At 57.2% G+C, this 22,456-nt stretch carries 18 protein-coding genes; 11 read left to right on the top strand and 7 right to left on the bottom strand.

Going from position 1 to position 22,456, the window contains the following annotated elements:
• Positions 1-76: 76 nt before the first annotated feature.
• The 5 genes from L1A08_RS19660 (at position 77) to L1A08_RS19680 (ending at position 7,682) form a co-directional block, all read left to right on the top strand.
• Positions 77-613 (top strand): sigma-70 family RNA polymerase sigma factor, encoded by a 537-nt coding sequence (locus L1A08_RS19660; protein ID WP_238758240.1) that lies wholly within the window; start codon positions 77-79, stop codon positions 611-613.
• On the top strand, positions 610-1,995 hold the full coding sequence (locus L1A08_RS19665; RefSeq protein ID WP_238758241.1) for a FecR domain-containing protein: 1,386 nt from the start codon (positions 610-612) through the stop codon (positions 1,993-1,995). Before L1A08_RS19660 ends, L1A08_RS19665 begins: the two co-directional genes overlap by 4 nt.
• Before the next feature lie 31 nt (positions 1,996-2,026).
• Complete coding sequence (locus tag L1A08_RS19670; RefSeq protein ID WP_238758242.1) at positions 2,027-3,298, top strand: DUF1552 domain-containing protein; 1,272 nt, start codon at positions 2,027-2,029, stop codon at positions 3,296-3,298.
• Positions 3,299-3,589: 291 nt separating this feature from the next.
• A complete protein-coding gene (locus L1A08_RS19675; protein WP_238758243.1) occupies positions 3,590-5,854 on the top strand; it encodes a DUF1588 domain-containing protein in 2,265 nt (754 codons plus the stop codon).
• 223 nt (positions 5,855-6,077) lie between these two features.
• Entirely contained in the window at positions 6,078-7,682 is a 1,605-nt protein-coding gene (locus L1A08_RS19680) for a sulfatase family protein (protein ID WP_238758244.1), read from the top strand.
• A 91-nt stretch (positions 7,683-7,773) separates the two neighbouring features.
• On the opposite strand, the gene L1A08_RS19685 is transcribed toward L1A08_RS19680, so the two are convergent.
• The 3 genes from L1A08_RS19685 to ppdK all read right to left on the bottom strand — a co-directional run bounded on the left by L1A08_RS19685 (position 7,774) and on the right by ppdK (position 12,316).
• Positions 7,774-8,772 carry a DUF1559 domain-containing protein gene (locus L1A08_RS19685; protein ID WP_261362968.1) on the bottom strand — a complete coding sequence of 333 codons (999 nt, stop codon included), beginning with the start codon at positions 8,770-8,772 and terminating at the stop codon, positions 7,774-7,776.
• 305 nt (positions 8,773-9,077) lie between these two features.
• Positions 9,078-9,278, bottom strand: a complete 201-nt coding sequence (locus tag L1A08_RS19695; protein WP_238758245.1) for a hypothetical protein — start codon at positions 9,276-9,278, stop codon at positions 9,078-9,080.
• A gap of 305 nt (positions 9,279-9,583) precedes the next feature.
• On the bottom strand, positions 9,584-12,316 hold the full coding sequence (gene ppdK / locus L1A08_RS19700; protein ID WP_261362969.1) for a pyruvate, phosphate dikinase: 2,733 nt from the start codon (positions 12,314-12,316) through the stop codon (positions 9,584-9,586).
• Between the two features lie 313 nt (positions 12,317-12,629).
• Between ppdK and L1A08_RS19705 the strand changes: the two genes are divergently transcribed.
• Both L1A08_RS19705 and L1A08_RS19710 read left to right on the top strand, forming a co-directional pair.
• On the top strand, positions 12,630-13,397 hold the full coding sequence (locus L1A08_RS19705) for a sialate O-acetylesterase (RefSeq protein WP_238758247.1): 768 nt from the start codon (positions 12,630-12,632) through the stop codon (positions 13,395-13,397).
• Positions 13,398-13,430: 33 nt separating this feature from the next.
• On the top strand, positions 13,431-13,751 hold the full coding sequence (locus tag L1A08_RS19710) for a hypothetical protein (RefSeq protein WP_238758248.1): 321 nt from the start codon (positions 13,431-13,433) through the stop codon (positions 13,749-13,751).
• Positions 13,752-13,944: 193 nt separating this feature from the next.
• Here the strand turns inward: L1A08_RS19710 and L1A08_RS19715 are convergent, their stop codons facing one another.
• The 3 genes from L1A08_RS19715 to L1A08_RS19725 form a co-directional block, all read right to left on the bottom strand.
• Positions 13,945-15,054, bottom strand: coding sequence for a hypothetical protein (locus L1A08_RS19715; protein ID WP_238758249.1), 1,110 nt, complete (start codon positions 15,052-15,054; stop codon positions 13,945-13,947).
• The gene (locus tag L1A08_RS19720; protein WP_238758250.1) at positions 14,955-15,512 is read right to left on the bottom strand and encodes a hypothetical protein; all 558 of its coding nucleotides are present in this window, start codon (positions 15,510-15,512) and stop codon (positions 14,955-14,957) included. The genes L1A08_RS19715 and L1A08_RS19720 overlap by 100 nt, the downstream gene beginning before the upstream one ends.
• Before the next feature lie 321 nt (positions 15,513-15,833).
• Positions 15,834-17,477, bottom strand: a complete 1,644-nt coding sequence (locus L1A08_RS19725; protein ID WP_238758251.1) for an Nramp family divalent metal transporter — start codon at positions 17,475-17,477, stop codon at positions 15,834-15,836.
• Positions 17,478-17,831: 354 nt separating this feature from the next.
• Here L1A08_RS19725 and L1A08_RS19730 point away from each other — a divergent pair, with 354 nt between their 5' ends.
• The 4 genes from L1A08_RS19730 (at position 17,832) to L1A08_RS19745 (ending at position 21,820) form a co-directional block, all read left to right on the top strand.
• Complete coding sequence (locus L1A08_RS19730) at positions 17,832-18,110, top strand: ferredoxin family protein (RefSeq protein WP_390896928.1); 279 nt, start codon at positions 17,832-17,834, stop codon at positions 18,108-18,110.
• Between the two features lie 241 nt (positions 18,111-18,351).
• Positions 18,352-20,154, top strand: a complete 1,803-nt coding sequence (locus tag L1A08_RS19735; RefSeq protein ID WP_238758252.1) for an aspartate kinase — start codon at positions 18,352-18,354, stop codon at positions 20,152-20,154.
• Between the two features lie 269 nt (positions 20,155-20,423).
• On the top strand, positions 20,424-21,434 hold the full coding sequence (locus L1A08_RS19740) for a DUF1559 domain-containing protein (RefSeq protein WP_238758253.1): 1,011 nt from the start codon (positions 20,424-20,426) through the stop codon (positions 21,432-21,434).
• 53 nt (positions 21,435-21,487) lie between these two features.
• A complete protein-coding gene (locus L1A08_RS19745; protein WP_238758254.1) occupies positions 21,488-21,820 on the top strand; it encodes a hypothetical protein in 333 nt (110 codons plus the stop codon).
• A gap of 138 nt (positions 21,821-21,958) precedes the next feature.
• On the opposite strand, the gene L1A08_RS19750 is transcribed toward L1A08_RS19745, so the two are convergent.
• Positions 21,959-22,306 carry a hypothetical protein gene (locus L1A08_RS19750; RefSeq protein ID WP_238758255.1) on the bottom strand — a complete coding sequence of 116 codons (348 nt, stop codon included), beginning with the start codon at positions 22,304-22,306 and terminating at the stop codon, positions 21,959-21,961.
• Positions 22,307-22,456 lie beyond the last annotated feature (150 nt).

Consider the following 22,456-nt stretch of genomic DNA (forward strand, 5'->3'; position numbering starts at 1 on the left):
GGCGATGCCAGGCTTATCTGGAAATAATGTCAGGAATACTTGCTAATTCCAGGCGTTGTAGCGGAATTACTTTTCGATGAGCGAAGAACCAATCCATCTCGACGAGCATACTCTGCGGGTTCAAACGCTGTTCGTGCAACACCAGCAGGCGGTAACGGCCTTCGTATTATCGTTTGAACCGGCGATTCATGACGCTGAGGAGATCGTTCAAGAGACGTTCGTCACGGCCAGCCGAAAAGCCTCGACGTGGACCGCCGGAACGAACTTTCTGGCTTGGGCCTGCGCAATCGCACGGTTCAAGACGATGAGTTTTCAACGGGACCGTGGACGGAGAAGCCGTCGGTTGGCGGAAGATGTCGTTGAACTCCTGGCGGGACACGCGGAAGACGACTTTTCGGAGTTTCAAAGACGAGTAGCGACGCTACGGGATTGTTTGAGAAAACTGGCCCCGAAATCACGCGAGCTCGTCAATCTTCGATATCACGCGGGCTTAATGCCTGAGCAGATTGCAGTCGACATCGACTGGACTGCCAATGCGGTTCGAGTCGCCCTGACCCGGGCTCGCAACGCACTTCGGGAATGTCTCGGGCGATCTGGGGAGAAGGCACTATGAATGATGAGCGGCTGAGCCAGTTAATCGACTCATGGCGTGATGATGATCTCTCTGAAGAGCAGGCCGACGAGTTGAATCAGATCCTTCGTGAGTCGGAAGAAGCGCGTCGGAAGTTCTCGGCGGAATCGCGGTTTCACGGCCTGTTGCACTGCGCAGCGGCAGAGGATGCCGTTCAGCGAGTCTCAGAGCTGTCTGCTGCGACCTTGCAAACCGGAAGCCGAACATCTCGAGCCACTTCGTGGCCCGCATGGCGGATGATGCTTTCAGCGATCGCAGCCGGCCTGTTTGTCGCAATCGGGTTTCAGTGGTGGCATTGGTCCTCCGAGTCCGGCTCTGTTGCAACGCTGACGTCGAGTGAGAACGCGGCCTGGGAAAGCGAGTTGCCAACAACACCGGGGTCGGAGTTAACGCCAGGCGTGCTGAGCTTGCGGACGGGTGTCGCCACGGTACGGTTTCATTCGGGCGCAGAGGTGATCGTTGAAGCACCAGCGCAACTGCAGTTGATATCCTCAATGCGCGGCAAGTTGTTGTCCGGGGCGGCTGTGATCGATGTGCCAGACTCGGCAATAGGGTTCGTGATCGAAACGCCCGATGGCTACGCCGTGGATTACGGGACTCGATTTGCAGTGCGCGTCGACCAACAAGAGCAGCAATCGAACTTTGAAATCCTCGAAGGCGAGATCGTTGTCCATCACCCCAGCAACGGCGAAGAGCTGCGTTTGACCGGTCAGGGCAAAGCTGCGCGAGTCTCCGCGGAGTCGGTGATCGCCATCGATCTCCAGCAGCAGGACGACAGTCCAGAACCGGACTTGAACGTTGTTCGCATTGATACCCAGGGGCGATCGAGTTCCGCTGTACGGAACAACAAACGGCGGAAGTACATTCATCCGGATTTCCTGTCTGTGAAGAATACAGAAGGCGGAAAGTGGGATCACCGTTCGTATTTCGATTTCGACCTTTCAACGGTGGACTTGAACCAGGCGGGCTCGGCACGGTTGCGGCTCAATCTTGTCCCCAGCCACCTTGGATTTGCGACCCGTCTCCCCCGAATCAATCGTTTTGGTATTTATGGATTGACGAACCCTGTCAAATCCAATTGGTCGATGACGAGTCTCTGGGAAGAATCGCCAGGGCCGGAAGATGGCGTCCTGCTGGGAACTTTTGAAGTCCCTCGCAGTCAGCAACAAGGCAGCTTTGGAATACGGAACGACGAACTGCTGGACTTCCTGAAGCAGCATCAGGTTGATGGATCAGTCACGCTGATTCTTGTTCGCGAAACAACTCAAATCGAAGGCAACGTCCCAGGTCTGACTCACATGTTCGCAAGTGATTCGCATCCCGAGTACGTAGGGCCAATGCTGGAGTTTGTCATGACCCGGTAGTGGTAGCTTCCACACTTATTGAGGATTCCACATGATTAATCGACGTTCATTTATCCAGACTCTTGGAGGTGGCGCGCTCGCTCTTCCGTTGCTTGAGTCGACCGCTCTGGCGACAGCGGCTAGCGCAAAGGGCACGCCTTCGCGCCTGCTGATCGTAGGCAACCCGTATGGTGCTCATCCGGAACACTTCTTTCCAACGCAGTTCGGCAAAGACTTCCGTTTTCCCAAAACGATCAGTTCGCTGGAGTGGCTGCGTGATCGGATCAGCATCCTGTCGCACACAGACCACAACATGAAAAGTGGACATGGACGGGAAATCTCATTCCTGAGCGGTGTGTTGCCGGAAATGAGTGCGGCGTTTCCTGAAAAGAATATGTCGATCGATCAGATTGTGGCTCGTCGTGTCGGTGCCAATACCCGCTACGCTTCGTTGCATGCCTGCCTGGGGCGAAGTATCCGGATGAGCTGGAATGCGAACGGTGTCGATATCAAGCCGTTTAATGACGTGCAAAGAATGTACGACCATCTGTTCCAGAACCTGACCGTACAAGAGCGGCAAACGGCGAAGCAGTTGCTGCATCAAAACAGGAGCGTTCTGGACGCTGTCCACGAACAGTTTGCCGGCGTGCGCAAACGCGCATCACGGAACGACCAGGTCCGATTGGACTTGTACGCCAATTCGTTGAGAGACATGGAGAAGAATCTCGTCAACAGAGAACAATGGGTCGATCGCGACAAACCCTCTCTCGATCTTTCGGAGTACTTTCAGGGAAGCGATATCACCATCGAGAACGACTACAACGCGGTTTTCGACATGGTGACCTATGCGTTTCAAACGGATCTCACTCGCGTTGCCGTCGTTGGTTATTCTCCAGAGTTGAACTACACCGACGTCGATGGTGTTAACCGTGGCTATCACGGCTGCACGCATAACGGCAAGAAGGCAGATACCGTCGCTGAACTGGTTGCGATTGAATCGTTCCAGGTCGAGCAGATGGCTCGCTGTCTGAAGAAGCTCGATGAGACTCCCGAACCAAATGCCGACGGCAGCATGCTGGACTACACGGTCGTGCTGTTCGGCAGTGGCATGGGCTACGGAGGCACGCACTCCAACAAAAACCTTCCAATCCTGGTCGCCGGCGGCGGCCTGGAACATTGCGGTCACGTCGACACGCGCGATTCCAGTGGCAACAACATGCCGTTGTGCAATCTGTACCTGACGTTGCTTCAGCATTTTGGTCTCGAATATGAGCAGTTTAATCAAAGCACGACGGCGTTCGATTTCAAACCCGGCAAAGCGTAGATCCAGGTGCAGAGCATGATCCCATCGACGTTAAACTCAATCGCAATGATCCGGCGAACTCAAATCGCGACCGCGAGTCTGCTCGCTCTGATCGCAATCCCGCATGTCGCTCACGCTGACCTGGGCCTTCTCAAGCAGCACTGTTCCGCGTGCCATACCGGCCCGAATCCGGAAGGTGATTTCAGCCTGCACGACTTGCGGAGATCACCGGATGAGAGAAACCTCGCACATTGGATCGAAAGCCTCCAACGGGTTCGCGATGGCGAAATGCCTCCCGCCGACGAAAACAAAATGACCAGGCAGGAAGGCGCCAGGCTTCAACAGTTTCTGCAAAAGCAAATCGTGCTTTTTGAAGAGCGCGTTGAACAACCGCTGGAAACACCGCCGCGACGATTGAATAATCGTGAGTTCGAGAACAGTATTCGTGATGTTCTTCGCCTCGAGCACATTGGCACCCACGATCCACTGGCCATGCTGCCCGGAGACACTCTGTATAACGGGTTTGATACCCACGGTGAGTCACTCGGCATGAGCGAGTTTCATCTCGATCAGCAAGTCACCGCCATCCGGCGGGTGCTGGACAACGTCATCCTCTCAGGCGAACAACCCTCATCGAAGCAGTTGACAGCCACCGCTGATCAGATGTTTGTTGTCGACACTGGCAATCGACGACGTGTTGACAAGACAATCCGTCGTGACGAGGGTGTTGAACTGAAAGACCCTGCAGATCAAGTCTATTGCGAAAACTTCCCGCACACGGAATCCGCTGGCTGGTATCGGATCACCGTGAAAGCCAAAGCACTCGACCGGCACGTCTACTCGCAGGACGAGACGGGTATTTATGACGGCGATCCATTGATTCTGAGAATGGAACTGGGGAGTCGCCATGTCGATTTACCGCTGGTCGAAGGAGCAATGCAGGAATTCACCGCGACCCACTGGCTGGCTGAAAACACGTCAATCAGGTTCTCATTCCAAACAGACGGACTGCGACTGATCGGCAATGGCAACTTCAAATTCCAGCATCGGATCGCTCACGATTACATCGAGACGCACAATCCAGACTTGTATCAACGCATCGTCGAGCAAGAAATCCCCAATGCAAACGTTCGAAGTGCTCAACCGAATCATTGGGTTCACTGGGTTTCGTATTGGCAGGGGCCACGACCTCTTTTGTCGCGTGTGGAAATTGAAGGCCCGTTCTACAAATCGTGGCCGCCGCAACGACAGGTCGCTTTAGTTGGCAAGCAGCCAAAGGTCGCCAATGCGGCCGCGATCCTGAAGCCGATCGCCCAGCGAGCCTGGCGTCGTGAAGTCTCCGATGAGGAACTGGCACCGATTCTCCGGCTGGTTGAATCTCATTCCTCATCGTTGGGAGAACTCGGTGCGATTAAAGAAGGCATCGTGGCCATTTTCGTTTCGCCTTCCTTCCTGCTGCTGAACTCCGAAGACGTGACTCCCGAAGAACTGTTTGCCGTCAAGCTCAGCTATTTGCTCGGCAGCACCACACCGGACGCGGAACTGGTTACCCGAGTCCGCAAGGGAGAACTCGATTCGTTTGAGGCCGTTCGCGATGAGCTGAAGCGACGGATTGCAAACGGCAAGGCGGACGAGTTTCTTCGCGAGTTCCCGTATGGATGGCTGGAACTGGACCGCATCAATTTCATGTCGCCTGATGTTGACCAGTATCCCCTGTACGAGAAAAAGCGGCTCAATGAAGATATGGTCAACGAAGTGCTGGCGTTGTTTCGTCACGTCGCGGAGAACAATCGGCCGCTCCCGGAGCTGCTCAGTGGCGACTACTCCTTTGTGAACGCCGACCTGGCGAAAGTCTACGGGCTTGAAGATGTCCCCAGCGATTCAGTGCTGCGGAAGGTCACCTTTCGCGACGGCAAACGCGGCGGCTTGCTGGGCGCTGCGGCTTTTCTGACGCTGACGGCCGATACGCTCAGCACCTCGCCCATCCATCGCGCGGTTTTCGTGATGGAGAATTTGATGGGCATCCATCCTTCCCCGCCGCCCGCAGATGTGGAGATTCTGGAACCCGATGTTCGCTCTGCGCGAACGATTCGAGAAGTACTGGAAGCCCACAAGAGCGACGCAACCTGTGCTGCGTGCCATCGGAACATTGATCCCTTCGGATATGCTTTTGAAAACTTTGATCCGGTCGGTGCATGGCGTGACGAGTACATTGCGGTATCGCAGACAGCGGAAGCTGTTGCCCTTCCTAAGAAACGCCGCAACCGCGAGCCTTCATTTGAAGCAATACCGATCGACGCGTCTTCCACGTTTGTCAGCGGTGCCCAGTACAAAGACATCACCGAATTCCGCCAGCTGATGCAAAGCGATTCCAACCGCGACCGCTTCGTCCGCTGCTTCGTCACGAAGGTCCTGACATACGCGAACGGAATCGAACCGGAGAATTTCACCGCAGTGGAATCGATCGTCGAGCAATCCGCCTCACACGACTACAGAAGCATCGAAACGCTCGCAGCCATCATCAACAGCCCCTTGTTCCGGGAACGCAAAACACCGGAGTCCGGGCGCGAGAAATGATTACGGTACCACGAAACGCAGAACACGAATCTGCAAGACAGCAGCAATCAGTCTGTTTCCAGTGCCAGGCCGAACCCTGCGATTGACGACGCTTCCTGGGCCTCGTTTTAGAGCGCTCTCCCGTTGATCGTGGAATTGTTCGGCGGTGGATTGACCATCGAGCCCAATCGACTGATACTCGTGGAGCACACCAGTGTATCGCTCACACAACTGGAGACGACAAATGGCACCCGACACCGAAACGCACCTCGCGACAGCTCAGCCGACCGAGTATTTACTAAATAAAATAACGACACTGCTTCTTACCGCGCTGGCGTTCTACTCGGGGTTTGGTTCGTCAAGAACAGCACTTTCTGCGTCCCCAGGCAATGCCCCCAACGTGCTCATCATCTACACCGACGACCAAGGCTACGGCGATGCGAGTTGTCTTAATGATGAGTCAAAGTTTCAAACGCCCGGGCTGGATCGGCTTGCTCGGGAAGGGATGACGTTGACCAATGGGCATTGTTCCGACACGGTCTGTACGCCGTCTCGTTACGGGCTGTTGGCTGGGCGATACAGTTGGCGAACGACCTTGAAGTCGGGAGTCTTCGGCGCGGAGGAGCCCTGTTTGCTCCCGGACGACCGAGTCAATCTGGCTTCGCTGCTGAAGGAGAATGGTTATCGTACCGGCATGGTCGGGAAGTGGCACCTGGGCATGGATTTTCCCGGCACGTTCGGGGAACGAGACTGGAGCAAACCGACGCGCGACATGCCGCTCGATAAAGGGTTTGATTACTTCTTCGGCATCCCGGCTTCGATGAACTTCGGCGTCCTGGCATGGTTTGAAGGTCGATATCCCCAAACGCCGCCCATGTTGTTTACCGATCGCAAACCGACGGATCTGGCGATGCAGGATTTTCGCTTCATGCCCCCTTATGATCAGCTACCGCCCAACAAGAAAGCGGTTGAGGTCGCGCCCGACTTCATCGATACGGCGTGCCTGACGCGCTTCACTGAGAAAGCGATCGAATTCATCGACACCAGTGCCGGGAGCGAGAAGCCTTTCTTTCTTTATCTGCCGTATACGTCTCCCCATAAGCCGGTTGTGCCTCTTCCGGAGTTCCGGGGGCAGGGCGAAGCGGGTGGCTACGGCGAGTTCATGATTGAAACCGACTACCACATCGGCCGCGTCCTGGACGCACTCGATCAACAGGAGTTGACGGAGAACACTCTGGTAATTTTCTCCAGCGATAATGGCCCCGAGAACACCTATCCGGAGCGGGTCGAAAAGTACGGACACGACAGTGCCGGACCCTACCGGGGCGGCAAGCGGGATGCTTACGAAGGGGGGCATCGGGTGCCGTTTTTCGTTCGCTGGCCAGCCGTAGTGAAACCGGGGACGGAGTGGGATGGACCGGTGTGTCAGACGGATGTCCTTGCCACGGTCGCGGAGATTCTGGATGTCGAACTGCCCGAGGATGCGGGCGAAGACAGCGTCAGCTTTCTGCCCGTGCTGAGAGGGGCGAAGAAGATTGCAATCCGCCCGGCGATGGTGCATCACGAATCGAATGGACGCTTTGCGGTCCGTGACACAATTGATGGGGATGAATGGAAGCTGCTCATGGAGTATCGGCGGGATAAGCGGGAACTTTATAACGTGACGAAAGATCCCGCTGAGAAGGAGAATCTCGTGAGTAAGCGGCCGGAGATCGTTGAGCAATTGAAGGAGACGCTGACACGGATCGTGATCAGCGGCCGGTCCGTTCCCGGCCCGCACGTCGGTAATGACACGGGCTGGTGGGACAACCTCACGTGGATTCCGGAGGACGAGTATACACAGCAGTAGACTGGCCATCCCGCAGTTTGCGAAAAGGAAACAGCTCCGGTCCAAAAAACACCGGAGCTGTTTCTGTACAGTTACGATCGTCGAGTAGGCTCTAGAATTCGCCGATCACTTCACCGCCTGAGCGGGTTGCCAGGTTGCGCCAGGTCGTCAGGTCAATATTCTCGCTGACGAAGCGGCAACTGCCATCAACGAGTTCGACCTGCACCCCCCCCTGATGGGCGCTGCGGGCACTCACCAGCGCGAAGTTGTGATAACCGTTGTGGCAATCGGCGTTCACCGCGGAGTTGGGTCCGTACCAGTGATTATACATCGTGTCAGCCAGATGGCCGTTGACCCATTTGGCCCCCCGCTGACCTGACCACGTGGTTGCAGTCGCGGGATCACAGGCTCCTGGAGTCGTTTGTGTTCCCATGCTTAACTCGATGACCCGGTGACGGTAATCATTCGCATTGGGAGCCGAGTTCGTTCCGTCTCCCAGCATTTGTTCCCCAAACGCGATGGTATTGCTGGTACCGTCGATGACGTCGCGAAACCCAATCTTTGATCGAGAGAAGATAACACCATCGGCGTTGCTGATAGCGCCATCGTCGGCGGTCCCTGACCCGTTCAGACCGGAACCTGCACAGGCCGGGTAGCTGATGCCGCCATAAGCGGATCCGGCTACCCGATCCTTGTCGCTTGGGCAGACGAGAATCGCCAGCGAGATCTGAGCAGCCGTGTCGTTCTGAGCGACAATCACCGGATCATACGAGCCGGCAAAAGCGTTCATCGGTGGATAGTCGTAGTTCAACAAATTCTGAAGGCCCGCCTGTTCAACGAATGGCAGGAGCTGTGCATGAGCCGACCAGACAAACGGATAGCCGAGTCCGCCGGGAGGGAAGATGCTGTGCGTTGCTTCGTAGTTGTGCAGAGCCAGTCCCAACTGCTTGAGATTGTTTTTGCAGGACGAACGTCGAGCGGCTTCCCGCGCCTGTTGAACGGCGGGCAGCAGCAGGGCCACCAGGATCGCAATGATTGCGATGACGACCAGAAGTTCGATTAACGTGAAACCCTTCGCGCGCACCGGGCGCGCAGAAACAGAAATGGCCATAAAGGCTCCCCTTTTGGATAGATGGAACGAGCACGCAAACCGGCGACGTGCCGGTGCGATCGATTGTTGAGGCGATGCTCAGAGATCAGATCGTGGCTCGTTCAGGCGGGGGAGTTTCAGGTCGCGGTGCGTCTTGAAGCAGAGGGGGATCGGAAAGCACGATCGCCTGCCCGTTCTCGGAAGCCGGGGACGGCTCGGTAACGGGCGGCATAATTCGCGGTTCCGCATTGATGAGCATGTCGAATACGATCGTCACTCCACAGGTGCAGGCGTTCCAGCCGGCGGGCTGAGGGGAGGAGGAGCGATCAGAAGGCGAACTGCTGCAGCATGTTTTTACCGGCGGTTCGGAATCGGCCTTCTTTGAGCAGCAACTCGGTACTGACGGCTTCGAGCAACAATCGGCTTTTGCCGGTGGACTGCAGCAGTCGGGTGAGGCCGAGGTTTTCGAACAGCAGGAAACCTGTTTCTCGCCAGCACAGCAGGATGTTTCCCTGGTCCGGCAGCACCCGCAGCCTTCTTCCGACGAGCAGTCGCCACAGCGGCAGCCTGACGTCGGAACGCCGGACGGCTTCAGTGGTAATCCCATGGATGAGCTGACAAACACCACGACCGTCAGCACACAGATGAGTTTGTGCCTGTCACGAAATCGCTGGAGTTGAAAGCAGAAACGCCGATACATGGGGAGAGCATCCGGGGCGGGAAATTCCGTGAGTGTACATTAAACGAGATGCCAGCCGGTTGGAAGCCGCGCAATAAAAAATCCGCAGAGCAACAGCCCTGCGGATCGTTTCGGTTTCAGGTCGAGAGACCGTTAGTCTTCCAGAGCAGCCTGAGCGGCAGCCAGGCGGGCGATGGGAATTCGGAACGGCGAACAGCTGACGTAGTTCAGTCCCAGCTTATGACAGAAGATCACGGAGGCCGGATCACCGCCGTGCTCGCCGCAGATGCCGATCTTCAGGTCCGAGCGGGTGCTGCGTCCGCGTTCGACGCCAAGCTTCATCAGGTCGCCCACACCGTTCTGATCGATCGTCTGGAACGGATCGTTCGGGACGATGTCGTTCTCCTGATAGTAGCCGATGAATCCACCGTAGTCATCGCGGCTCATACCGAGAGTCGTCTGCGTGAGGTCGTTGGTACCGAAGCTGAAGAACTCAGCGGTCTTGGCGATCTCATCGGCTCGGATGGCGGCACGGGGGATTTCGATCATCGTACCGACGGTGTACTCGATCTGTTGTCCCTGTTCTTTCAGGACTTCTTCAGCGACCTGCCGGACGACCTTTTCCTGGTTGTCGAGTTCGGTCTTGAAGCCGACCAGCGGAATCATGATTTCCGGGTGAACTTCGACGCCGGCCTTCTTGACGTTGCAGGCGGCTTCGATGATGGCCCGAGCCTGCATCGCGGTGATTTCCGGGTACACGATGCCCAGACGGCAACCGCGGTGTCCGAGCATCGGATTCGATTCCTTCAGCTCTTCGACGCGACGGTAGATGAACTCCTTGCCCGCTCCGACCATGTCGGCCAGCTTGTGAGCCAGGTCCGGCTGTTCGTGCAGGTGGTGTTCCGACAGGAACTCGTGCAACGGCGGATCCAACAGGCGGATCGTGACGGGACGGCCGGCCATTTCCTTGAACAGGATCTCGAAGTCTTCCCGCTGGAACGGCAACAGCTTGTTGATCGCCTTCTGACGAGTTTCCACTTCTTCGGCCAGAATCATCTCGCGGATTTCGTCGAGGTGGCTGAAGAACATGTGCTCGGTACGGCAGAGGCCGACCCCTTCGGCACCGAATGCGATCGCCTTCGCCGCATCGTCCGGTTCGGCGTTGGCTCGCACGCGAAGCTTGCGGGTTTCATCAACCCATTCCATCAGCTGAGCGTACCGCTGGTACATCTCGGCTTCTTCCGGCTTCTTGGTCTTGTGGATAAGCACTTCGATGATTTCGGATGGCTTAGTTTCGACCTTGCCTGCGAAAACTTCGCCCGTGAAGCCATCGATGCTGATCCAGTCGCCGGTTTTCAGAACCTTGTCGCCGACGGTCAGGCTGCCTTCGTGGTAGTCGATTTCGAGTTCCGAGCAACCGACGATACAGGTTTTACCCATCTGACGGCTGACCAGAGCGGCGTGAGACGAAGCTCCACCGAAAGCGGTCAGAATTCCCTTGGCGATTCGCATCCCGCGGAGGTCTTCCGGGCTCGTTTCGCGACGAACGAGGATCAGCTGAATGTTGGGATCCTTGGCATACAGAGCTTCGGCGTCTTCGGCGTGGAAGCAGATCACACCCGTCGCTGCACCGGGCCCGGCATTAATTCCGGTTGCCAGATAGGTTCCATCTTCGATGGCCTTCTTCTTGGCGGCTGGATCGAAGATCGGCTGCAGCAGCTGGTTCAGGTCGTCAGCCGGAATACGCTTCTTGGTCAGAGCCTGCTTCTTGTCGATGAGACCTTCGTTGACCAGGTCGACGGCGATGCGGACGGCAGCGAAACCGGTTCGTTTGGCGTTACGAGTCTGGAGCATCCAGACTTTGCCCTTCTGAACGGTGAACTCGATGTCCTGCACGTCTTTGTAGTGCTGTTCGAGCGTCTGACCGATGTTGGTCAGCTGCTCGAAGGCATCCGGCATATCGTCCTTCAGCGTTCGTTCGATTCGCTTCGGAGTGCGGATACCCGCCACAACGTCTTCACCCTGAGCGTTGATGAGATAGTCGCCGTTGAAGCCGGGCGATCCCATCGAGCAGTCACGGGTCAGGCCGACACCGGTGGCACAATCGTCGCCGAGGTTACCGAAGACCATCGCCTGAACGTTAACGGCTGTGCCCCACTCATGAGGGATGCCGTACTGGCGACGGTAAACGATGGCGCGGTCGTTCATCCAGCTGCGGAACACGGCTCCGACGGCTCCCCAGACCTGTTCCATCGGATCGGTCGGGAAGTCCTTGCCAGCCTTGTCGCGGATCATCTTCTTGAACTTGGCGACAACATCCTTCAGCTGATCGACGTTGAGCTGAGAATCGTACTCGGCGCCGGCCTTTTCGCGGGCTTCGTCGAGGATCAGCTCGTAGCCGTCTTCTTCTTTACCTTCCGGACGAACTTCCATCACCACGTCGCCGTACATCTGAATGAAGCGGCGGTAGCTGTCCCAGGCGAAGGCCGGATTGCCGGACTTCTTGGCCAGAACTTCGACGGTATCGTCGTTCAGACCAATGTTAAGGACGGTGTCCATCATCCCAGGCATCGATTCGCGAGCACCGGAACGGCAGGAGAGGAGCAGCGGATTTTCCTGGGATCCGAACTCGGCTCCCATCGTCTGCTCGACCTGCTTCAGGGCGTCCTGGACCTGCTGCTTCAGTTCCGGCGGATAGGTGCGATCGTTGTCGTAATAATAAGTACAGAGTTCGGTCGTGATCGTGAAGCCGGCTGGCACGGGAAGACCGATGTTGCTCATTTCAGCCAGGTTGGCCCCTTTGCCACCCAGCAGATTCCGCATGGACGAATCTCCGTCCGACTTCCCACCACCGAAAAAGTACACATACTTTGTACCAGAGGACATAGTTTGTCTTGCTCCAGATTTGACCGAAATACAGGCGTAAACGTTGTGACGTAGCGCGAACCGTGCGCGAACTTTGTGAGCCGAAACGGTAGCAACCGTGGATAACCCTTGCAAGGGACTGGAATTTCGAGCCATTTCGGGGCCTGTCGGCGACATTTCCACCTCCCAGGCGAGTTGGTTTCAGCCATCGGAAGCCACTTTTCGACGAAAACTCGATGAGGACGGGTTTTCAGTGCCCGATTGTCCCCCGCAAACCGGTTCCGGGGCGGTATTATCACAGAATCCTTATGTGTTCGCTTACTGGAGAATTTCCATGCCCAACTGGTTCCGCATTCCGCTCGTTTCCTGCTTCGCACTGTTGTTCGCCGTTTCTCCCGCCGTCGCCGCCGATAAGCCGACGCATCTGTTCATCCTGTCGGGGCAATCCAATATGGCGGGAATGAAACCGGACCTGGGCTTCGTCCCGGAACTGTCCGAAGAATTCAAAGAGGGCGAGACTGCCTACATCAAGATTGCCGAAGGCGGAAAGCCGATTCGCTTCTGGTTACCTGACGACTGGAACATGCTGGCGGAACGCTACAACCTCGAAACAAAGCTCACCGGAGCAGCCTCGGAGAAGAATTACTATTCACGGATTCTCGATGAGTACGAAAAGTACACTGAGAAGAATGGCTGGCCGAAACGCGTGACGTTTTGCTGGATGCAGGGAGAACGGGATGCCCGGGAACGGTTGAGTTCCGCCTATGCCGATGCTCTCAAGTTGTTGATCGCCAATCTGCGGCGTGATCTGAAGCAACCGGAGATGACGTTTGTCATCGGACGACTGAGCGACTTCCGACCGGAGCCGCAACGGGCTCACTGGGAGATCGTGCGACAGGCCCAGGTTCAGGTGGCTGAGGACGATCCTCTCGGCGCCTGGGTTGATTGCGATGATCTCAATAATAAGAAGAAAGGCGAAATCACAGTCAACGATCTGCATTACACGCAGGAAGGTTATGAACTCCTCGGGCGTCGATATGTGCGTCAGGCGAAAGCTCTCGTCGAGGGCAGGAAACCAGCAGACAACGGACGTCCTGAATAGGGGGGACAGACAGTTCAATTGGAGAGCGGAGCCATGAAAGAACCCCAGGAGGAGGATCGCAGGGAGGACTATCAGCACGAAGAGTTCGGACCCAAACGGGAATCACTACGGGGGGAATATCCCCGTGTCGCCCCGGGAAACAAACATGCCTGGGACGAACCGGTCATCTCCGAAGAACCCGTCGGCTGGAATCATAACAGCGAATTCTCACAGGTTCCTTCGGGACGTGCCATGCATCAGTTCGCCGGCGGCATTCTGATCAGCATTTTCATGCTGATGCTCGTCGGAATGGGAGCGTACGTGATTTACCGTCTCATGCAGACCTTCGATGGCTATCTTCAGGAGGGCTTCTAGAGCAGTTTACTTTTTGGTGTAACCGTTCGGTCCGCGAAAGATGCAGCGTTTCAGGCGATTCGACGCTCATTCGCGGACATCCGATAGAGCGATCCGCTCTAAGCGGGGCGTTTGCTTCAGCCTGAGGCCTGAAACGAAAAAAGGGGAGTAGAACATTCGTTCTACTCCCCTTTGTCATTCATCAGCTTGTCGCTTACGACTCGTTAGGAGACGGCAGGCGAACCATCAACCACGACTCAGTCACTTCAGGTCCGAAGTGAACAAGCACGGTCGCTTCTTCTTTCGTCAGATTGAAGAAGGCGGTTTCCATGACGACTTCGCTGTTTTCCTGGTCAGCAAAGCTCCAGACGGCGCGCTGCGTGTCAGGATCGACCTTACCTCGAAGCGGATGCGTTTCCTCGGTTTCTTCATCGTAGAAGGTTCCCGAGAGGACGCCATCCTTGTTGATCGCCAACTGGACGATCAGGCTGGGATTTTCCTGACTTTCTTCTGTCGTCAGGGCATAAACCCCGAGCGGCTTCCATTCGTGCTTCTCAATTTCTTCCACACGATAGTCGGGGGCGGATCGGCAGATACGAACGGCCTGCTGATAGTACTGCGGGCCAGTCACGTAACGGTCGCCGTTCATGTAAACGTAACCGTCGCGGTAGTAAACCGTTCCACCCGGGCCATAGTTGTAATAAACCGGACGTCCCCAGTTACCGACAACAAAGCTGGTCAGAACATCAGCCGAAGTGGGCTGCCACCAGTAACCGCGATCATAGTTTCGGCCACGGTTGGTGTTGTAGGCTCCGTAGAAGTGGTAGTACTGGTTCCGCTGGTTTTCGCGAATCGACGACCGCCAGAAGTCCTGGTCAAATCGTGGTCCACGGTACTGATTGCCCTGGGTGATGCTGCCACGAATACGGGCGGCGATCTGTCCAGAGTCGTTCCACTGACGCAGCTGGCGCTGGCCAAGCTCGCGGCGATCTCCATCACGGAACTGGTCTCCGCGATCACGGTCGCCACGCTCATTCTCTTCGCCTCGCAGACGGTCGCGAAAACGATCGGCTGCGGTGCGATCTTCAACTTCTTCTCGAGCACCACGATCTCCACGCGCATCGCGTTGACCGGGACGCCAGTCACCCTGCAGATAGTTCCGCAGGCGCTGTGAACCGGTGAAATCCCGGTTTCCGTCCTGTCGTCCTTCCCGATCGCCACGGTTCATTTCCGGGCGATCGCCGTTCGGGCGGTTGCCATCACGATCCGTCTCTCGGTTTTCCGGTTGATTTCCCTCGCGATCGCCGCGTCCTTCACGATCCATGTTTCGCTCGCCACGGCCTTCCTGTCCATCCAGCGGACCGCGGAAGTTCGACTCACGTCGCTCTCCGTCACGCTGTTGTCCGTCCGGACGTTCCATGTTGCGGCCTTCGCCGCGATTCTGGTCGCCACGCTGAACATCGCGGTCGCCATCGGCACGATCACGGGGGCTCTGCTGATCCGAGCCGCGGTTTCCCGCTCCTCGTTGACCGGAGTTGCCCCGGGGAGCTTGACCGCTGCCCTGAACCTCGCCGCCACCTTGAACGGACCCGCCGCCATCGGTTGATCCGCCACCTTGAACAGCGCCTCCACCCTGCGCGGAACCACCTCCGCCCTGGGCCGAGCCTCCGCCCTGAACTGAGCCGCCGCCTTGAGCGGAACCCCCGCCTCCTTGTGCCGAGCCGCCGCCTTGTGCTGAGCCTCCGCCTTGTGCTGAGCCTCCGCCCTGTGCAGAGCCACCACCCTGGGCGCCTCCTTCTTGTGCGTACAATCCGCTGGCTGCGAATGCGGCCATCCCGCAGATCGTCGCTGCTGCGATTTTTCCAAATGGTCTCATAGTCATCCCTCTTTCAATAATGTCCTTCGATGTGGGGCAAGCGCACTGCCCGCATCTCATACCGGCTGCAACGGGCATGCCGAGAAACCGGGAGCTGCGGAATATCGAAGAAACAACGCCATTAAGAAGGATTGGTGGTCGCCGGGCAGTCAACAGCCGCGACATCAGATGGTCGCTTAACCGCCATGCTGGTCCTAGAACGACTTCGCGGAAACGACGTCAGCCGCCTAGAAGGCGTTGGAGAACAGAGGGAGCACGTTTTCGTACACGCCCCAGCCGCCGGTAATCAGAAATCCGATACAGGAGGCCAGCAGGCAAATGTCGAACAGAAGCGATGGCTTAAGTCGTTCTTCAGTCTGCCAGTAACGGAAGAAGAGGGCACCGATCCCCAGCATCGGCAGCAGCAGTGCCTGCATGATACCGGCTGCCAGGACTGCCAGGTCCGGTTTCACGTTCATGCAGAAGATGGTCAGGCAGAGGACCGGGAGGATGCAGCCGAGCGTCGAGATCGATCGCCAGTGCTTTTCCCGATCGCCTCGGGGAATCCACCCCACTAATTTAAAAAGGTCAGTATAAGTCCGAGTGTGGCTGGCGTTAGCAACCAGGAACGTGGAGTAAAGCACAGCGATGGCACCGATCAGGAACAGCCAGCGTGCGTAGTCCCCGAAAATCGGCACGTAGGCTTCGGCCAGAGTGCTCGTCATTCGCATGCCTTCCGGATCGAGACCGTATCGATACAGCACGGTCACGCCGACCATGTAGAAGGCGACCGTCGCCAGTGTGTAAACGATCATTGAAAGAAACACGTCGATGTGCATCACCCGCAACCAGCCTTTAGCGCGGCGATACCAGGCCTCCGAGCCATCGTGTGGACCGGTGCGCAGAGCATAGCCTTTCTCCAGGCACCAATACGGATAGGAGACCAGTTCCGCGGCTCCCACTCCGATGATTCCGAACGTCGCCAGCGCGGTCGCCAGCGGACGCATCCCTTCGGTCGTGGGAGGAAGACCGAAGCTGAGCCCCTGCGAAATCTCGGACCAGGACAGGCTCCATTCCGCCGTGGACTGCAGCGCGAGACAGTTGCCGATAGTCACGAAGGTGAACATGACCACGAGGACGGTTGTGATGTTCTGAATCAATCCGTAGCGACCCCGATAGAGCAGGGCGACGGTAATCAGCGTCGCGGCCAGGGCCCAGTACTTGTCGTCCCAGGTGTACGGATCGGGCAGCGGCTTGCCGTCCCGCACGGCCTGCACGGCGGTGGTACCGCGATCGCCAATCGCGTCGAGCTTTTGACGCAGACGCTTTCTCCCTTCGATGACCCGCTGCTGCTGTGCCGGTCCCAGGGCTTCAAATCGTTCGGGCTCATTCTGACGCCGCTCTTCCCACGTCAGCAGCCACTTCAGTTCTTTTGACGAAGGGACGGCGATTGCATCGCGATAATCGCCCGTAATCGGCATCGCGATCGCTGCGGCCTGTCCCACGCCCCCGACAATGCCGCCGAGTTGAACGATGCCGGAGACCATCATCGCCAGCCAGAACCAGACGATCCAGTTGAGCGACAGAAACCGGCCCGGGACCTGATTGAGCGCCTGGAGGGCGGTCTGCCCGTGGATGATGGTATGCCGTCCCAGTTCGATCTGAACGAAGACTTTGATCACGCAGCCGAGCAGAATCAGCCAGAGCAGCGAGATGCCCGCCTGAGCTCCGGTTTTGGTCGTCGCAATCAACTCGCCGGATCCGACAATACTTCCCGCGATAATGAGGCCAGGGCCGAGTTGCTTCAGCGTGGGCCAGACGGCCGTGGGGGCATCGCGGACTTCCTGCTCCGGGCGGATATCGACAGGGGGAAGTTCGGCTGCTGATTTCATGGTGATGAACTCTATGAGGGGCCGAAAGGCGGATCGAAAGGGGAGCGCCGGGAACGAATTCACCGCAGCGCGACTCATGCATCAATAAGTGTGAATATTTGTGCTTATAACGGCGAGGACGAGCGAACGCAAACGGGCCGTCGAAGGACGGGGTCGACCCTGAAAACGGGCGTAATTCTGAGATTGAATGTCAGTTGGTGGCGAAGGGTCAGATCATCTTGAATTCCATTCAAGCCAACACTAGCATTGGGGGCGAATAATAAGAGAGAGCAGCCGCGGATTTCCGGGATGCTTGAGTTGATTATCCGTTTGAACTGACTCCGTTCGGAACTGCACGTCGTTGAAGGACCAGCTATGCCTCATATCGTTTGCGAACCCTGTAATAACTGCAAGTACACCGATTGCGTCGTTGTCTGCCCGGTAGAATGCTTCTACGAAGGCGAGACAATGGTCTACATCCATCCGGATGAATGCATCGATTGTGAGGCCTGCGTTCCCGAGTGCCCCGTTGAGGCGATCTTCCACGAAGACAACGTGCCCGACGAGTGGAACAGCTTCATCGAGCTCAACGCCGATAAGAGCAAGGAACTGCCGGTCATTACCGAGAAGAAAGAGCCGCTCGCCGAAGGTTAAGCCGAACAGGCTGACTCGAGCGGTCACTGCCGTAAACCTGCCGTAAAGACGAAGGATCAGCACTCGCTGCTGGTCCTTTTCTATGCGCGCCTCGCGAAGTTGGTCGTGCGAGAACGGCGGAGGAACAGCCCCTGTTCTCTCTTCCGTCACACGGCTGGCGGGCATCGCGTGAAGTTGCTTCCCGCATCTGATATTCTGCTGACCAGTTTGAATTCCAGCAGAAAACTCATGGGAGGCATTTGTGTCGATCATTGTTCAGAAATTCGGCGGAACGAGCGTTGCGTCCGCCGAGAAAATTCGAAACGCAGCTCGTCGGGCTGTCGCGGCTCATCAGAACGGACATCAGGTTGTGGTCGTTGTCAGTGCCCGCGGCAAGAAGACCGATGAACTGATCGGCCTGGCTGCGGAGATCACCGAGCGTCCATCCCCTCGCGAAATGGATGTGCTGCTGAGCACCGGCGAGCAGGAAACGATCGCCCTGATGTCGATGGCCATTCACGCTCTGGGCGAGAAGGCGATCAGTCTGACAGGCCCCCAGATCGGCATCGTCACCGACGAGGCGAGCACCAAGGCTCGGATCCGGCAGATCGACACCAGCCGCCTGCACAGCTATCTCGAAGCGGGCAACATTGTCGTCGCCGCCGGCTTTCAGGGGATGGATCAGCACGGAAACATCACCACGCTCGGTCGCGGGGGAAGTGATACCACGGCGACCGCCCTGGCAGCCGTTCTCAGCGCCTCGCTCTGTGAGATCTATACCGACGTCGAAGGTGTTTTCACGACCGATCCGCGGATCGTGCCCGATGCCCGTCAGGTGCCCAAGATTTCCTACGACGAAATGCTTGAACTGGCCAGCCTCGGTGCAGGGGTCATGCATTCCCGATCGATCGAGTTCGCCAAGAAGTACCGCGTTCCTTTGAGAGTGCGGCCGTCATTCAACGACGGAGCAGGAACTCTGATCGCGATGGAACCGGAAGATCCCGCACCCGTTGTGACCGGAGTCGCTCTGGTGAAGGACGAACTTCGCGTCAGTCTTCGTGGCGTTCCCGACCGACCGGGCGTTATGAGTCTGATCTTCACGAAGATGGCGGCTCGGAAGATTCCGCTCGATCTGGTCGTTCAGGATATCGCCGACTCAGGCATTGCCGAAATTTCGTTCACAGTTCCCCGCGCCGACTTTGCCGATGCCCTGACCGCAGCTGGCGAAGCCGTTGAAGAACTCGGGGAGGGAACGGTCCACCACGGGACGCAGCTCGCGAAGGTCTCCATCGTTGGCAGCGGCATGCAGACGCATTCTGGCGTCGCCGCTCAGCTCTTCCAGACGATCGCCGACGCCGGCATCAACGTGCTGATGATCTCCACGGGCGACATCAAAATTTCTGCTCTGATCGAAGCGGATCACGCGATCGATGCCGTCAAGGCGATCCACAAGAGCTTTGCGCTGGATCAGGTCAAGAATATTACGCCTCCGCTCGGATCGACTCTGCCTGGGGCAGCGACCGAAGCGATTCAGGTCGACGAAAAACGCGAGCGTCAGGTCGTTCTTCAGCTCGCCAATATGGAAGACATCGTTGTCAGTGATGTCATCGTCGACACGAACCAGGCCCGTGTGACGATCCTGAATCTGGCCGACGAACCGGGGATTGCTGCCGGCCTGTTCACCCTGGTCGCTCGTGGCGGCGTCATGATTGACATGATTGTCCAGAACGTGAGCCAGCAGGGGCGGACGAACATTACGTTCACGGTCCCGCGGGGCGATCTGCAGAAGTGTCTTGAGCTAGTCCGGGGAGCGATCGACCTCTCCGATGGCGTCACTCTCAACTGGGACGAAGAAATTGCCAAAGTGTCCGTTGCAGGAATCGGCCTCCGCAGCCATACCGGCGTCGGGCAGAAGATGTTCCATGCTCTGGCAGAGAACGATATCAATATTCTGCTTGTAGGCACCAGCGAAATGCGGATGACGGCGGTCATCAGGCGGGATCAGGCCGAAAAGGCGGAGAAAGCACTCACGGCCATGTTCCTGAACGCGGTGGCGACCACTTAGTGGCGAAGTCTCACTGAATACGCAAAAAGCCCGGTCATTCTGAACGTCTGACCGGGCATTTTTATTAGTTTTTGAAACGTTCGTTCAGGTATTTGCCGGGTGTAAGTCCTTGGCCCCGTTTATTTTTCGTCGATTGACGCTTGGCATCCAGTCATCTAAGATTATTAATGGATTACGCTTGTCGTCTTTCCCTCTGGTCACTCGCAATTCTTGCGAACTGCCGACGGGATTCTATTTGTTTTTCTAATTCTTCATCAAAGGATGTACACATGAGTGCGCGAACTTCGCAATTGAGCCCTCGGCGCAGGTGGGCATTTACGTTGATCGAGCTGCTGGTGGTCATCGCGATCATCGCCATTCTGGTGGCACTGCTGCTGCCGGCCGTTCAACAGGCACGTGAAGCTGCTCGCCGCAGCTCCTGCAAGAACAACCTGAAGCAGCTGGGCCTCGCGCTGCACAACTATCACGACACCTACACGATGTTCCCTCAGGGGCAGTTCTACATTCAGGGTGGTTCCAGCTGGCACGGCCACAGTGCCTGGGTCTCGCTGCTGCCGAATCTGGAGCAGGGCGCGATCTTTGATCAGTGGGATAACTCACTGCATTGCTACAGCGGGATTAACAACACGCTGCGTCAGAACAATCTGTCGGCCTTCCGTTGTCCGTCCGATACCGACTTCGGTTCCGGCGGCGGTCCGGGTAACAACTACGCCGGCTGTGCAGGTTCGACCTGGAACATCTGGACGGGAGCCGATACGCACGGTGTGATTACCCGTCGTAACTGCATTGGAATGCGGGACATCCTCGACGGGACCTCGAACGTCATTATGGTTGGTGAGATCCTGACCGGTGACGGCAACCAGGGACGCGTTTCCGACAGCGACATCGTTCGCCTGGGAACAGCTCCGACCTTCGCCGATCCTGAGTTCATCACCGAGGCGGAACTCAACACCGCCGGTGCGGCGATTGATGCCGAAGACCCCGCTGCCGCTGGCTCTTACAGCAACTGTGGCCGCGACTGGGCCGCAGGGCACGCGTATCAGACGATGTTCAACACGGCTGCTCCGCCAAACTGGAAGCACCGTTCCGCAGCCTTCGGGGGCGGATTCGGTGAATGTGCCGACCGCAGCGGGCTGTACGTTTCCCGAAGTCGTCACCAGGGCGGCGTTCAGGCCGGTCTGGCCGATGGTTCGGTCCGCTTCATCTCCGAAAACGTCGACCTGATGACATGGCATCGTCTCGGCGTTCGCGACGACGGCGAAGTGCTGGGCGAATTCTAAATCCTTTGAACTCTTGAGTATTCTTCTTTTTTGCAGAGATGGACGGACTGATGATGCGAGCTGGAATTTGCGTGTGCCTGCTGGGAATTGGGCTTCTGCTGCCCGGCTGTGGTGGTGGATCGGTCTCTGATCAGGAGTTGCCTGCTGGTTCAAATGCTCCCAGCCCGACTGAGAATGTTCGCGTCTGGCTTGAGGGGGTCGCCGAGAGCGGCCAGCTCGACAGCGGCATTTCGATGATGCACGAAGAAGCCGAGAAGATGAAGGCGAATGGCGTGGCCAACGCCGATGAGATTGCCACGGGGCTGAAAGAGCTGGAAACAGCGAGCGGCTCCTCGGCGATCAAGTCCAAGGCCAACGCCCTGCTTCAGAAGGTGCCGAACGAATAGTTCGTCCTTCGAGCGACAAATGGAACAGGCCATCCGAGTGGGTGGCCTGTTTTCGTTACGAAGCCGTTGGACCCAGTCAATGCGAAAGGCGACGAGGAAAGATCCTCGTCGCCTTATTTGATTCAACGGTTCCTGACGCTAGTTCTGCTGATCGGGAACGAAGGTCATCGTCGGCTCGGCGACTTTGCGGTAACCGAGGTCGCGGATCACTTCCAGGACTTCGCTCCAGGTCGGGAACTGACGTCCGCTGCGTCGCTTGTAGTTGTCAATCGCCCGCATGAATTCGACTTCGTCGCCGGAGTAATCGCGTTCACATGTTGTCGGGTCGATCTGACGGCGGCGTTCGACCTTCCGTCGATCTCCCTTGCGATTCTCGGCCCCGTCAGGGCCCTTCTGATTGTCATCCTGGCGACGTTCGCTCATTGCGCGTCGCAGCTTAGTGCGACGATCGGCAACGAGTTCCTCACCCGTTACGTCCTTCAGCATTGTCCACCTCATTGTGGTCAGAGTCTCTATGCAACCTCCTGCGCGCTTCGATGGCGGATTATCCCACTATCAATCAGCGACAGCACATTGCAACTCTGCCACACGCTGGCAGGTTTGGCAAAACAGGAACGTGGTAAGACCAGCGGAAAC

Origin of the sequence: Rubinisphaera margarita (genome assembly GCF_022267515.1) — a bacterium.
Classification (GTDB): Bacteria; Planctomycetota; Planctomycetia; order Planctomycetales; family Planctomycetaceae; genus Rubinisphaera; species Rubinisphaera margarita.

Coding starts and splice junctions, on each gene's coding strand:
- L1A08_RS19660 (WP_238758240.1), top strand. CDS start 77: ATGAGCGAAGAACCAATCCATCTCGACGAGCATACTCTGCGGGTTCAA.
- L1A08_RS19665 (WP_238758241.1), top strand. CDS start 610: ATGAATGATGAGCGGCTGAGCCAGTTAATCGACTCATGGCGTGATGAT.
- L1A08_RS19670 (WP_238758242.1), top strand. CDS start 2,027: ATGATTAATCGACGTTCATTTATCCAGACTCTTGGAGGTGGCGCGCTC.
- L1A08_RS19675 (WP_238758243.1), top strand. CDS start 3,590: ATGACCAGGCAGGAAGGCGCCAGGCTTCAACAGTTTCTGCAAAAGCAA.
- L1A08_RS19680 (WP_238758244.1), top strand. CDS start 6,078: ATGGCACCCGACACCGAAACGCACCTCGCGACAGCTCAGCCGACCGAG.
- L1A08_RS19685 (WP_261362968.1), bottom strand. CDS start 8,772: ATGGCCATTTCTGTTTCTGCGCGCCCGGTGCGCGCGAAGGGTTTCACG.
- ppdK (WP_261362969.1), bottom strand. CDS start 12,316: ATGTCCTCTGGTACAAAGTATGTGTACTTTTTCGGTGGTGGGAAGTCG.
- L1A08_RS19705 (WP_238758247.1), top strand. CDS start 12,630: ATGCCCAACTGGTTCCGCATTCCGCTCGTTTCCTGCTTCGCACTGTTG.
- L1A08_RS19710 (WP_238758248.1), top strand. CDS start 13,431: ATGAAAGAACCCCAGGAGGAGGATCGCAGGGAGGACTATCAGCACGAA.
- L1A08_RS19715 (WP_238758249.1), bottom strand. CDS start 15,054: ATGGATCGTGAAGGACGCGGCGATCGCGAGGGAAATCAACCGGAAAAC.
- L1A08_RS19725 (WP_238758251.1), bottom strand. CDS start 17,477: ATGAAATCAGCAGCCGAACTTCCCCCTGTCGATATCCGCCCGGAGCAG.
- L1A08_RS19730 (WP_390896928.1), top strand. CDS start 17,832: ATGCCTCATATCGTTTGCGAACCCTGTAATAACTGCAAGTACACCGAT.
- L1A08_RS19740 (WP_238758253.1), top strand. CDS start 20,424: ATGAGTGCGCGAACTTCGCAATTGAGCCCTCGGCGCAGGTGGGCATTT.
- L1A08_RS19745 (WP_238758254.1), top strand. CDS start 21,488: ATGCGAGCTGGAATTTGCGTGTGCCTGCTGGGAATTGGGCTTCTGCTG.
- L1A08_RS19750 (WP_238758255.1), bottom strand. CDS start 22,306: ATGCTGAAGGACGTAACGGGTGAGGAACTCGTTGCCGATCGTCGCACT.